Annotated in this window: 13 protein-coding genes and 1 pseudogene; 8 read left to right on the forward strand and 6 right to left on the reverse strand. The window is 68.5% G+C overall.

What is annotated here, in order from left to right; genetic code table 11:
• Both H0U68_RS06805 and H0U68_RS06810 read left to right on the forward strand, forming a co-directional pair.
• Nucleotides 1-831 (forward strand): efflux RND transporter periplasmic adaptor subunit (locus H0U68_RS06805; RefSeq protein WP_296353929.1); only part of this gene is annotated, 831 nt, incomplete at its 5' end.
• 16 nt (nucleotides 832-847) lie between these two features.
• Nucleotides 848-3973, forward strand: coding sequence for an efflux RND transporter permease subunit (locus tag H0U68_RS06810; RefSeq protein WP_296353949.1), 3126 nt, complete (start codon nucleotides 848-850; stop codon nucleotides 3971-3973).
• Here H0U68_RS06810 and rfaE2 read toward each other — a convergent pair.
• Both rfaE2 and H0U68_RS06820 read right to left on the reverse strand, forming a co-directional pair.
• The gene (rfaE2, locus tag H0U68_RS06815) at nucleotides 3957-4442 is read right to left on the reverse strand and encodes a D-glycero-beta-D-manno-heptose 1-phosphate adenylyltransferase (RefSeq protein ID WP_296353931.1); all 486 of its coding nucleotides are present in this window, start codon (nucleotides 4440-4442) and stop codon (nucleotides 3957-3959) included. The genes H0U68_RS06810 and rfaE2 overlap by 17 nt on opposite strands.
• Nucleotides 4443-4447: 5 nt before the next feature.
• Complete coding sequence (locus H0U68_RS06820; protein WP_296353933.1) at nucleotides 4448-5317, reverse strand: ferritin-like domain-containing protein; 870 nt, start codon at nucleotides 5315-5317, stop codon at nucleotides 4448-4450.
• 138 nt (nucleotides 5318-5455) lie between these two features.
• Here H0U68_RS06820 and H0U68_RS06825 point away from each other — a divergent pair, with 138 nt between their 5' ends.
• A complete protein-coding gene (locus H0U68_RS06825) occupies nucleotides 5456-6034 on the forward strand; it encodes a glutathione peroxidase (protein ID WP_296353935.1) in 579 nt (192 codons plus the stop codon).
• 277 nt (nucleotides 6035-6311) lie between these two features.
• Here the strand turns inward: H0U68_RS06825 and H0U68_RS06830 are convergent, their stop codons facing one another.
• The gene (locus tag H0U68_RS06830; protein ID WP_296353937.1) at nucleotides 6312-6932 is read right to left on the reverse strand and encodes a glutathione S-transferase N-terminal domain-containing protein; all 621 of its coding nucleotides are present in this window, start codon (nucleotides 6930-6932) and stop codon (nucleotides 6312-6314) included.
• A gap of 102 nt (nucleotides 6933-7034) precedes the next feature.
• On the opposite strand from H0U68_RS06830, the gene purB reads away from it, so the two are divergent.
• Both purB and H0U68_RS06840 read left to right on the forward strand, forming a co-directional pair.
• Nucleotides 7035-8414 carry an adenylosuccinate lyase gene (purB, locus tag H0U68_RS06835; protein ID WP_296353939.1) on the forward strand — a complete coding sequence of 460 codons (1380 nt, stop codon included), beginning with the start codon at nucleotides 7035-7037 and terminating at the stop codon, nucleotides 8412-8414.
• Between the two features lie 9 nt (nucleotides 8415-8423).
• Nucleotides 8424-8987 carry a YaeQ family protein gene (locus H0U68_RS06840; protein WP_296353941.1) on the forward strand — a complete coding sequence of 188 codons (564 nt, stop codon included), beginning with the start codon at nucleotides 8424-8426 and terminating at the stop codon, nucleotides 8985-8987.
• Between the two features lie 14 nt (nucleotides 8988-9001).
• On the opposite strand, the gene H0U68_RS06845 is transcribed toward H0U68_RS06840, so the two are convergent.
• Together H0U68_RS06845 and H0U68_RS06850 are read right to left on the reverse strand one after the other, a co-directional pair.
• The gene (locus H0U68_RS06845; RefSeq protein WP_296353942.1) at nucleotides 9002-9304 is read right to left on the reverse strand and encodes a DUF2007 domain-containing protein; all 303 of its coding nucleotides are present in this window, start codon (nucleotides 9302-9304) and stop codon (nucleotides 9002-9004) included.
• Between the two features lie 9 nt (nucleotides 9305-9313).
• Nucleotides 9314-9751, reverse strand: a complete 438-nt coding sequence (locus H0U68_RS06850; RefSeq protein WP_296353944.1) for a DUF3717 domain-containing protein — start codon at nucleotides 9749-9751, stop codon at nucleotides 9314-9316.
• Nucleotides 9752-10082: 331 nt separating this feature from the next.
• Between H0U68_RS06850 and H0U68_RS06855 the strand changes: the two genes are divergently transcribed.
• The 3 genes from H0U68_RS06855 (at nucleotide 10083) to H0U68_RS06865 (ending at nucleotide 11667) form a co-directional block, all read left to right on the forward strand.
• Complete coding sequence (locus H0U68_RS06855) at nucleotides 10083-10790, forward strand: TerC family protein (RefSeq protein WP_296353947.1); 708 nt, start codon at nucleotides 10083-10085, stop codon at nucleotides 10788-10790.
• Between the two features lie 82 nt (nucleotides 10791-10872).
• Nucleotides 10873-11271, forward strand: a complete 399-nt coding sequence (locus H0U68_RS06860) for a hypothetical protein (protein WP_296353950.1) — start codon at nucleotides 10873-10875, stop codon at nucleotides 11269-11271.
• Nucleotides 11272-11313: 42 nt separating this feature from the next.
• Nucleotides 11314-11667, forward strand: coding sequence for a phage holin family protein (locus tag H0U68_RS06865; protein WP_296353952.1), 354 nt, complete (start codon nucleotides 11314-11316; stop codon nucleotides 11665-11667).
• Here H0U68_RS06865 and H0U68_RS06870 read toward each other — a convergent pair.
• Nucleotides 11635-12054, reverse strand: a pseudogene (locus H0U68_RS06870) (peptidase M48); the annotation flags it as partial. The gene H0U68_RS06865 and the pseudogene H0U68_RS06870 sit on opposite strands and share 33 nt — an antisense overlap.

The following is a 12054-nucleotide window of genomic DNA, read 5'->3' on the forward strand; positions in this document are numbered from 1 at the left end:
GCGCAGGCGCGCGCCGGCCTGGCCGAAGCGGAAGCGGCCGCTGGCGATGCGGCGGCCAACGCCTCGCGCGCGCGCAGCATCCAGTCCACCGGCGCGCTTAGCGCCTCGCAGATCAACCAGTACCTCACCGCCGAAAAGACCGCGCAGGCGCGCGTGCAGGCGGCGCGCGCGCAGTTCCAGTCGCAGGAGGTGCGCCTGGGCCAATCGGCCGTGCATGCACCGGACGACGGCATCATCTCGGCGCGCGGCGCCACCGTGGGCGCGGTGGTCGGCAACGGAGCCGAGCTGTTCCGGCTGATCCGCAAGGGCCGGCTCGAATGGCGCGCCGAAGTCACCTCGGGGGAGCTGGGGCGCATCACCACCGGCACCACCGCCATCATCACCGCCGCCAGCGGCGCGCGGCTGTCGGGCCGGGTGCGCAGCATCGGCCCGACTGTCGATCCGCAGAACCGCATCGCGCTGGTCTACGTGGACGTGCAGGCGCTGCCCGGCGGCGACTACGGCAGCGCCCGCGCCGGCATGTTCGCGCGCGGCGAATTCGACCTGGGCGCCGTGCCCACGCTGACCGTGCCGCAGCAGGCGCTGGTGGTGCGCGAGGGCTTCAACTACGTGTTCCGCGTCACGCCCGACAACCGCGTGGCGCAGGTCAAGGTGCAGCTGGGCCGCATGGCCGGCGACCGCATCGAGGTGGCGGGCCTGCCGGCCGATGCGCGCATCGTGGCCGCGGGCGCGGGCTTCCTGAACGACGGCGACGTGGTGCGGGTGAACGACGCCGGCACCGCCGGCACGCCGGCCAAACCAGCATCCGCCGCCTCCGGCGCGACGAAGTAACAATGCCCTCACCATGATCAACGTCTCGGCCTGGTCCATCCGCAACCCGATCCCCGCGGTGATGCTGTTCGTGCTGCTCACCTTCGGCGGCGTGATCGCGTTCAAGGCGATGAAGATCCAGAACTTTCCGGACATCGACCTGCCGACGGTGATCGTGACGGCGGCGCTGCCCGGCGCGGCGCCGGCGCAGCTGGAAACCGACGTGGCGCGCAAGCTGGAGAACTCGGTCGCCACGGTGCAGGGGTTGAAGCACATCTTCACCAAAGTGCAGGACGGCGCGGTGACGCTCACGGCCGAATTCCGGCTGGAAAAGCCGGTGCAGGAGGCGGTGGACGACGTGCGCTCCGCCGTGGCGCGCGTGCGCTCGGACATGCCGGCGGATCTGCGCGACCCGATCGTCAGCAAGCTGGAGCTGGCCGGCCAGCCGGTGCTGGCCTTCACCATCGCCTCGCGCAGCATGGACGACGAGGCGCTGTCCTGGTTCGTCGACAACGAACTCTCGCGCAAGCTGCTGGCCGTGCGCGGCGTCGGCGCGATCAACCGCGTGGGCGGCGTCACGCGCGAGATCGCGGTGGCGGTGGACCCGTCGAAGCTGCAGGCATTGGGCGCGAGCGCCGCCGACATCTCGCGCCAGCTGCGCCAGGTGCAGACCGAAAGCGCCGGCGGGCGCACCGACCTGGGCGGCGGCGAGCAGCCGGTGCGCACGCTGGCCACGGTGAAGTCGGCGCGCGAGGTCGGCGCGATCGAGATCGCCATCGCCGGCGGCCGCACCATCAAGCTGGAAGACGTGGCCACCATCAGCGACACCGTGGCCGAGCCGCGCGCGGCCGCCCGGCTGGACGGCCGGCCGGTGGTGGGCTTCGAGGTGGCGCGCAGCCGCGGCGAGAGCGAGGTGCAGGTCGGCGCCGCCGTGCAGAAGGCGCTGGTGGAACTCAAGGCCGCGCGCCCGGACATCGAGCTCACCCAGGCGTTCGACTTCGTCACGCCGGTGCAGGAGGAATACGAAGGCTCGCTGCACCTGCTGTACGAAGGCGCGGCGCTGGCGGTGCTGGTGGTGTGGCTGTTCCTGCGCGACTGGCGCGCCACTTTCGTCTCGGCCGTGGCGCTGCCGATGTCGGTGATCCCGGCCTTCATCGGCATGGCGCTGCTGGGCTTCTCGATCAACATCGTCACCCTGCTGGCGCTGTCGCTGGTGATCGGCATCCTGGTGGACGACGCCATCGTGGAGGTGGAGAACATCGTGCGCCACCTGCGCATGGGCAAGACGCCCTACCAGGCGGCCATGGAGGCGTCCGACGAGATCGGGCTGGCGGTGGTCGCCACCACCTTCACGCTGATCGCGGTGTTCCTGCCCACCGCCTTCATGAGCGGCGTGGCCGGCAAGTTCTTCAAGCAGTTCGGCTGGACCGCGTCGCTCGCCGTGTTCGCCTCGCTGATCGTGGCGCGGGTGCTGACGCCGATGATGTCCGCCTACCTGCTCAAGCCGGTGGCCGACCACGGCGACCCGAAGTGGATGCGCTGGTACCTGCGCGCGGTGACCTGGAGCATGAACAACCGCGTGAAGACCGCGCTGATGTCGGCGGCGTTCTTCGTCGGCTCGGTGGCGCTGATCCCGCTGCTGCCCACCGGCTTCATCCCGCCCGACGACAACTCGCAGACCCAGGTCTACCTGGAGCTGCCGCCCGGCACCAACCTGCAGCAGACGCTGGCGACGGCGGAGCAGGCGCGCCGCCTGGTGGCCGGCGTGAAGCACGTCAAGAGCATCTACACGACGATCGGCGGCGGCTCCGCCGGAGGCGACCCGATGACGTCCATCGGCGTGGCAGAAGTGCGCAAGGCCACGCTCACGATCCAGCTCGCCTCGCGCGCCGAGCGCCCGCGCAAGCAGGGCATCGAGAACCAGATTCGCACCGCGCTGGAGTCGCTGCCCGGCGTGCGCACGCGCGTCGGCCTGGGCGGCTCGGGCGAGAAGTACACGCTGTCGCTCACCGGCGAGGACCCGCAGGCGCTGGAGTCGGCCGCGCTGGCCGTGGAGCGCGACCTGCGCACCATCCCCGGCCTGGGCCAGGTGGCGTCCACCGCCAGCCTGATCCGCCCCGAGGTCGTGGTGCGGCCCGACTTCGCGAAGGCGGCCGACCTGGGCGTGACCAGCGCGGCCATCGGCGAGACGCTGCGCATCGCCACCTCGGGCGACTACGACGTGTCGCTGCCCAAGCTGAACCTGGCGCAGCGGCAGATCCCCATCGTGATCAAGCTGCGGGACGAAGCGCGCAAGGACCTGAGCGTGCTGGAGCGCCTGTCGGTGCCCGGCACGCGCGGCCCGGTCATGCTGGGCCAGGTGGCGACGCTGCAGCTGACCGGCGGGCCGGCGGTGATCGACCGCTATGACCGCTCGCGCAACATCAACTTCGACATCGAGCTGTCCGGCACGCCGCTGGGCGACGTGAAGGAGGCGGTGCAGGCGCTGCCGGCGGTGCGCGGCCTGCCGCCGGGCGTGAAGCTGGTGGAAGTCGGCGACGCGGAAGTCATGGGCGAGCTGTTCGCCAGCTTCGGCCTGGCCATGCTGACCGGCGTGCTGTGCATCTACATCGTGCTGGTGCTGCTGTTCAAGGACTTCCTGCACCCGGTCACCATCCTGGCGGCGCTGCCGCTGTCGCTGGGCGGTGCCTTCATCGGCCTGCTGGTCGCGCAGAAGAGTTTTTCCATGCCTTCGCTGATCGGGCTGATCATGCTGATGGGCATTGCCACCAAGAACTCGATCCTGCTGGTGGAATACGCCATCGTGGCGCGGCGCGAGCACGGCCTGACCCGCTTCGACGCACTGCTGGACGCCTGCCACAAGCGCGCGCGGCCGATCATCATGACCACCATCGCCATGGGCGCGGGCATGCTGCCGATCGCGCTGGGCATCGGCAGCGCCGACCCGAGCTTCCGCTCGCCGATGTCCATCGCGGTGATCGGCGGGCTGATCACGTCCACGGTGCTGAGCCTGCTGGTGATCCCGGTGGTGTTCACCTATTTGGATGACATCGAGCAGTGGCTGCATCGGCGCATCGACCGCCTGCGCCACCGCGGCGCGAACCGCAAGCTGCCGCACGCGCAAGGCGGCGAAGCCGTCGAAGAACCTAAGCCGGCTTCCTGATTTTTCCGACCAGGGCGCTGGTGGAATAGCCCGTGACGAACGGGATCGCCAGCGCCTGGCCGCCCCAGCCTTGCACCAGGCGGGTTTCGGCCAGCGTGGCCATGTCGTAATCACCGCCCTTCACGTAGACCTGCGGGCGCAACTCGGCCAGCAGCTGCACCGGCGTGTCCTCGTCGAACCAGGTGGCCAGGCTCACGGACTCCAGTGCGGCGATGACGGCGGCGCGGTCGGCTTCGTTGTTCAGGGGGCGCTCGGGGCCCTTGTTCAGGCGGCGCGCGGAAGCATCGGTGTTGAGCGCGACCACCAGGCTGCCCCCAAGCGAGCGCGCCTGCGCCAGGTAGCTCACGTGGCCACGGTGCAGCACGTCGAACACGCCGTTGGTGAAGACCACCGGCTGCGGGAGGTTTCGCAGCGCCTGCGCCGCGTCGGCGCGCGCGACGATCTTGTGCAGAAAGCCGGGCGGCTGCACCCGCGTCAGGCCGCGTCGGGCTGGGGCTGGGGCGTGGTGCCGCCGGTCAGGGTGGCCTGCATTTCCTTGCGGAAGCGGTTGAGTTCCTGCACGCTCTTGAAGCTGCGGTCCATCAGCAGGCTCAGGTTGTGCAGGATGCGCTCGACAACCTTGTTCTCCCACACAGCGTCGAACTTGATCTGCGTGTCCAGCCAGTGTTCCAGCCACTCGGGGTTGGGCAGGCGCGACTGGATGGTGTCGTTGGGGAACAGCGTCTTGTTCACGTGCAGGTTGGTCGGGTGCAGCGCCTGCGCCGTGCGGCGCGCGCTGGCCATCAGCACGCCGACCTTGGCGAACGCCGCGCGCGCGTCGTTGCCGAAGTTCTGGATGGCGCGCTTCATGTAGCGCAGGTAGGCGCCGCCGTGGCGCGCCTCGTCCTGGCTGAGCGTGCTGTAGATGTGCTTGATGACCGGTTCTGAGTGCCACTCGGCCGCGCGGCGGTACCAGTGGTTCAGGCGGATCTCGCCGCAGAAATGCAGCATCAATGTTTCCAGCGCCGGGGCCGGGTCGAACTCGAAGCGGATGTCGTGCAGCTCCTGCTCGGTGGGCACCAGCTCGGGCCTGAAGCGCCGCAGGTACTCCATCAGCACCAGCGAGTGCTTCTGTTCCTCGAAAAACCAGATGGACATGAACGCCGAAAAATCCGAGTCGCCGCGGTTGTCGCGCAGGAACATCTCGGTGGCCGGCAGCGCCGCCCACTCCGTGATGGCGTTCATCTTGATGGTCTGGGCCTGCTCGTCGGACAGCTTGCCAGCGTCGAACTGGTCCCAGGGAATGTCCTTGTCCATGTCCCAGCGGACGGATTCGAGTTGCTTGAAGAGTTCGGGATAAAGCATGGCAGTCGGGGTGTTGGCCCCGATTTTACGCGGAGGCACATGAAAAAGGCTTTACAGATCAGGGACATGCTTCAGCCGGGCGCATTTTTCCACATCTGGCGCGCACAATCTCCTCGCACATTTCCCTGGAGAAGCGCCATGCGCCCTGTCCCGCACGCCCTCGTCGCCATTGCTGCCGCCGGCCTGCTTTGCAGTGCAGCACAAGCGCAGCAAGCGGCTCCCCCAGGGACGGCGGCCTGCCCAGCCTTGCTGCAGCACAGCTTCCCGCGCCTGCAGGACGAGCAGCCGCAGGCCCTGTGCCAATACGGCGGCCGCGTGTTGCTGGTGGTCAACACCGCCAGTTATTGCGGCTTCACGCCGCAATACAAGGGGCTGGAGGCCCTTTACAGCCGCTACAAGGACCGCGGCTTGGTGGTGCTGGGCTTTCCTTCCAACGACTTCGCCCAGGAAAAGGGCAGCAACAAGGACATCGCCGATTTCTGCGAGAACACCTTCGGCGTGAAATTCCCGATGTTCGGCGCCTCGCACGTGCGCGGCGCCGAGGCCAACGCGATGTTCAAGCAGCTGGCGGCCCAGACCGGCGTGGCGCCGCGCTGGAATTTCTACAAATACCTGGTGGGCCGCGACGGCCGGGTGCTGGCCAATTACGGCAGCACCACCGCGCCGGACGACAAGGCGCTGGTGCAGGCGGTGGAAACGGCGCTCGCCACCCGCTGAGCCGGCTGCCGCGTTCACAAAAATTTACCCCGCCGTTCTGCGCCGGCGGGAACCTGCCAACTCCGGCGGCACTCCATCCCGGCAACAAGGGCAGGGATCCACACCCAGTTATTGCTGCGAAGCCTTCTGTGCCCACGGGTACGGATGCAATCCTGGAGCGCCTCTTCTCCTCCTCCCTCCCTCCCTCCTTCGTTCCGGGGCGCTTCGCGGCATTTTTATTTCGGACGGCAAAAAGCGCGGCACAGGCCGCGCTTTTTCATTTGCCGCACCGTCCGTTTCAGTTGGTCGGCGGGGCGCTGTCGATGAAGCTGGGGCGCTGCATCAGCTTGTCCTGCAGCTTCGCCAGGTTCGGGTAGTCGCCGCGCCAGGTGATGTCCGGAAACCGGTAATCCAGGTAGCCCAGCGCGCAGCCGACCGCGATGTCGGCCAGGCTGAGGTAGATGCCGGCGCAGAACGGCTTGTCGCCCAGGCCCTGGCTCATGGCCTTGACGCTGGCTTCGATCTTGGCCACCTGGCGGTCGATCCATGCTTGCGAACGTTGCTGCTTGTTGCGATGCGCCCAGGTGTTTTCCAGCCGCGCGAGCGAGGCCGCGTCGAGCACGCCGTCGGCCAGCGCCTCCCAGGTCTTCACTTCGGCGCGCTCGCGGCCCACCGCCGGAATGAGCTTGCCCACCGGCGACAGCGTGTCCAGGTATTCGACGATCACGCGCGAATCGAACAGCGCCTCGCCGCCTTCCATCACCAGGCAGGGCACCTTGCCCAGCGGGTTCGATTCCATGATGGCCGAGTCGTCGGCCCACACGTCTTCCAGCACGAACTGATAGTCCAGCTTTTTCTCGGCCATCACGATGCGCACCTTGCGCACGTAAGGACTTCTGGTGGATCCGATCAATTTCATGGGGAGCTCTCTCGCGTTTTCGTGTTGTGGTCGCTTGCGATCCGATTCTAGGGGAAGGGTTTGCGCAAGGCGCCCGCAGAGGCACCCCTACAATTCGCAACCATGACGCCTTCCCCCATTTCCGCGCTGTCGCCGCTGGACGGCCGCTACGCCAGCCGGCTCGCGCCGCTGCGCCCGCTGATGAGCGAACTGGGCTACATGCACAGGCGGGTGCAGGTGGAGGTGTGCTGGTTCATCGCATTGTCCGATGCCGGCTTCGCCGAATTCAAGCCCCTGAGCCCCGGCGCGCGCACCTATCTGCTGGGACTGGTGAAGAATTTCTCCGAGGCCGACGGCAACGCCATCAAGGACATCGAGAAGACCACCAACCACGACGTGAAGGCGGTGGAGTACTGGATCAAGTCGAAGTTCGACGCCCGGCCCGAACTGCGCGTGGCCAGCGAGTTCGTGCACTTCGCCTGCACCAGCGAGGACATCAACAACACCAGCCATGCGCTGCAGCTCAAGGGCGCGCGCGACCAGGTGATCCTGCCGGCGCTGGACGCGGTCATCGGCAAGCTGCGCGAAATGGCGCATGCACATGCCGACGTGCCCATGCTCAGCCGCACCCACGGCCAGACCGCCAGCCCCACGACCGTGGGCAAGGAGATCGCCAACGTGGTGGTGCGCCTGGCCGCCGCGCGCGAGAAGATCGCTTCGGTCAAGCTCATGGGCAAGATGAACGGCGCGGTCGGCAACTACAACGCGCACCTGGCCGCCTGGCCCGAGTTCGACTGGGAAGCCTTCGCGCGCAAGGTGGTGGAGAACCCCGAACCGCTGGGCCTGGGCCTGACCTTCCAGCCGTACAGCATCCAGATCGAGCCGCACGACTACATGGCGGAACTGTTCGACGCGGTGGCGCGCGCCAACACCATCCTGGTGGACTGGTGCCGCGACGTGTGGGGCTACGTCAGCCTGGGCTATTTCAAGCAGAGGCTGCGCGCGGGCGAGATCGGCTCGTCGACCATGCCGCACAAGGTCAACCCGATCGACTTCGAGAACGCCGAGGGCAACCTGGGACTGGCCAACGCACTGCTCAAGCACCTGTCTTCGACGCTGCCGGTGTCGCGCTGGCAGCGCGACCTGACCGACTCCACCGTGCTGCGCAACATGGGCGTGGCGCTGGGCTACGCCGCGCTGGCCTACCACTCGCTGGGCATCGGCCTGGGCAAGCTAGAGCTGAACCAGGAAGCGCTGCACGCCGACCTGGACGCGTCGTGGGAAGTGCTGGCCGAGCCGATCCAGACCGTGATGCGCCGCTACGGCGTGCAGGGCGCCTACGAGAAGCTGAAGGAAGTCACGCGCGGCAAGAGCGTGCGGCCGGAAGACCTGCATGGCCTGATCCGCTCGCTGGAAATTCCGCAAGCCGAGAAGGACCGGATGCTCGCGATGACGCCGGCCGGCTATGTCGGCAAGGCCGCTGAACTGGCCAAGCGCTGCTGATCGACCGACATGGCCCTCAAATCAACCATCTTCAAGGCGTCGCTGGCCGTCGCCGACATCGACCACGGCTACTACGCCGACCACACGCTCACGCTGGCGCGGCATCCCAGCGAGACCGACGAACGCATGATGGTGCGGCTGGCCGCGCTGGCGCTGAACGCGCACACGCTGCAGTCCGTGTGCAACGGCGACGGCACGCTCGGCTTCGGCGCCGGCCTGTCCGACCCGGACGAGCCGGACGTGCTGCTGCGCGACTTCACCGGCGCCATCCGCCTGTGGATCGAGGTCGGCCAGCCCGACGAGGTGGCGCTTGCCAAGGCCAGCCGCAAGGCCGACCGCGCGGCGCTCTACGTGTTCAGCCATTCGGCCGAGGTGTGGTGGCGCGGCATCGAGACCAAGCTCACGCGGCTGGACAAGCTGGAGGTCTGGCGCATTCCCACCGACGCGTCGCGCGAACTCGCCACCCTGGCGCAGCGCAGCATGCATCTGCAGGCCACCATCCAGGAAGGCGCGCTGATGCTGGGCGACGGCTCGGCCGCCAGCGTCACCATCGAGCCGCTGCGCTGGAAATAGGCCAGCGCGCCGGCTCAGGCCGGCATGTCCAGCCCGCAGGCCCAGCAGGATTCGAAGCCACCCTCCACCCGTTCGCCGCAGGCGCAGACCCAGCGCCGCTGCTGCACATGCTGCAGGTCGCGCAGCACCGTCTGCGCCTGGGCTTCCTGCTCGTCGTGCGTCACCCAGATTTCCGGCAGGCATTGGTCGGGCGGCAGCTCGCCCGCCGCGGCGCCCAGGAAGTAGCGCTGCATGGACGCCGCGATGCCGGCCTGGCGCAGGATGTCGACCCACAGGGCGCCGATGGCGATGTTGGGTGCTCTGGTCAGCCGGCGCATGCGCTCAGCTTAACGAGTCTCTGAAAACGGCTTGTCCGCTGTGGCTTCGCGGGCGCGCTCGGCATAGCGGTTGAAGCGCCAGGCCTCGCCCTGCTGCGTGATGCGCCGCCACACCCCGCGTTTTTCGCCGGGGCTCATCTCGGTCCAGTGCTGCACTTCCTCGAAGCTGCGCCCGCAGCCCTTGCATTGGGCGTCGCCCTGGCTGGTAGAGCAGATGGCGATGCAAGGCGTATCGGGCTGGGTGGCGTACCAGGCCTGCCAGGCCGCGTAGGCGGCGGCCGGGAAGCCGCGCTCGGCCACCTCGTCTTCTCTGTAGAACACCATCAGCGCGTACACCTCGGCCAGGGCGCGCAGCTCGGGCGCGAGCGTCACGCCGTCGGGAGACGGCTTGGCGTCGCGCCAGAAATTGATCGCGGCCTCGATGTCGGTGATGTGGATGGCGGCCATGGAAGGAGGCGCATGATAGCGCCCCGGCTGACAGTGCCGGAGGCCCTTTCCATGCTGTAATCGCTCTCTGAAGGGGAGTAGCTCTCCGCCAGCCGCAGCCAAAGGGAGGTGCCAACAGGGCACAGCTGCAGCGGGCATCAGCCAGGCCGTCAATACGGAGCGCAAGCTCCCGGTCTGCTGGGCATAACAACACACTCCAGCCGAGCAAGACCTTCGACACAGAACCCGCAGCGGTTCGGTCGAAGCGCGACCGTGGCTCTCGGCAGCCGCAGCCTCACTGACGCCGTACCGCCTCGGGTTGTCGATCGACACGCAACCCGGAGCATTCGTCATGGAGTTTCTTTCCACCGCCTGGTGGTCGGCCCTGCTGGCCATCATCCTCATCGACCTCGTCCTTGCCGGCGACAACGCGATCGTCATCGCGCTGGCCGCGCGCAACCTGCCGCCGCAGCTGCAGAAAAAAGCCATCCTCTGGGGCACCATGGGCGCCATCGCCGTGCGCTCGGTGATGACCATCGGCGTGGTCTGGCTGCTCAAGATCCCTGGTCTGATGCTGGCCGGCGGCCTGGGCCTGCTGTGGATCGCCTACAGGCTGCTCGCCGAGGACAGCGGCGGCAAGGAGCACGGCCCGGTGGCTACCACCTTCTGGGGCGCCATGAAGACCATCGTGGTGGCCGACGCGCTGATGGGCGTGGACAACGTGCTGGGCGTGGCCGGCGCCGCGCACGGCGCGTTCGACCTAGTGCTCATCGGCCTGCTGGTGAGCGTGCCCATCGTGGTGTTCGGCAGCACCGTGGTGCTGAAGCTGGTGGAGCGCTTTCCGCTCATCATCCATGCCGGCGCCGCCGTGCTGGCCTTCACGGCCGCCCGGATGATCGTGCACGAGCCGTTGCTCGACGCCGTCTTCGATCCGCCCGAGATGCTGCACACCGTGGCCCGCTGGGGCACCTACCTCGCCGCCATCGCCGGCGTGCTGGCCGCCGGCTGGTGGGCCGCGCGCCGCCGCGCCGCCCGCCCGCAGTCCCGTCACGCAGCCTGACCCACCCGAGGAGCCCGCCATGGACACGAACCAACACACCTTCATCGTTTACCTGGACGACGCCGACAGCGTGCTGCGGCAGATGCCACCGCGCCGCCAGTCGGGCGCCACGCCGCTGCACTGGGTGCTGGTGGCCTGTGCCCCGCGCATGACGCGGCGCATCGGCAAATGGGTGAGCCACAGCGCACGTGAGCAGTGGCGCCAGCGCTGGTCCGACAAGCTGTTCGCCCAGGTGGTGCCCGCCCTGCGCGCGGGCGGCGACCAGGTGACGCCGGTGCTGGCCAAGGGGCCGCTGCCGGCGCTGACGCGGCAGCTGCGCGCGCGCCACGGCGACGCACGCGTGCTAGACCTGCGCCGCCCGAAATTCGGCCAGGAACTGGCGCCGCTGGAGGGCGGGCAGACAGCCGACGCCGGCGCCGGCTGGCAGGTCTCGGGCGCCGTGCTGGGCATGGGCGCGCTGGCCCTGCTGGCCGCGGAGTGAACGCGTCGCCGCAGGATTGTTCTGGGGTATCCTGCGGCGATGTTGAAGCTCATCGTCAAATGGCTGCTGCTGGGCGCCGCGCTGCTGTTCGTGGCCTATGTGTACAGCGGCGTGCAAGTGAGCAGCTTCGGCGCCGCGCTGGTCGCCGCCTTCGTCATCGGCCTGCTCAACACGGTGCTGCGGCCGATCCTGGTGGTGCTCACGCTGCCGGTCACCGTGCTCACGGTCGGCCTGTTCCTGTTCGTCATCAATGCCCTGATGTTCTGGGCCGCCTCGGGATTCCTGAGCGGGTTCCAGGTGCGCGGCTTCGGCGCCGCGCTCATCGGCTCGCTGATCTACTCGGTGATCGGCATGGTGATCGACTCAGCGCTCGAGAGCCTGTTCGCGAAGAAGTGATTCCACCTGCCGCGCGCGGGTGTCGATGATCGACGCCTCGATGTGGTCCTGCGCGCTGGCGCCCTTGCGCGCGGCGTCCTGCGCCGCCTTGAAGCGGTCCAGCGCCGCCGCGTAGTCCAGGTGCGCCACCTGCGCCTCCGCCTCGGCGCGGATGGAGCGCAGGTTCTGCCCCTGCGCGGCATAGGCGCGCCCGAGCAGCTGCCACGCGGCCGCGTCCTTCGGGTGCGACGCCACCCAGGTCTGCAGCCGCTGCGCCGCCTCGCCGGCGCGGCCGTTCTGCTGCAGCTGCGCCTGCGATGACAGCAGCAGTTCAGGCCGCGGCTCCGTGCCGCCGCCCTCCAGTACCGCCAGCGCGCGGGCCGGGTCGTTGGCGGCCAGCGCGAGTTC

Origin of the sequence: Ramlibacter sp. (assembly GCF_013697775.1) — a bacterium.
Lineage (GTDB): Bacteria > Pseudomonadota > Gammaproteobacteria > Burkholderiales > Burkholderiaceae_C > Ramlibacter.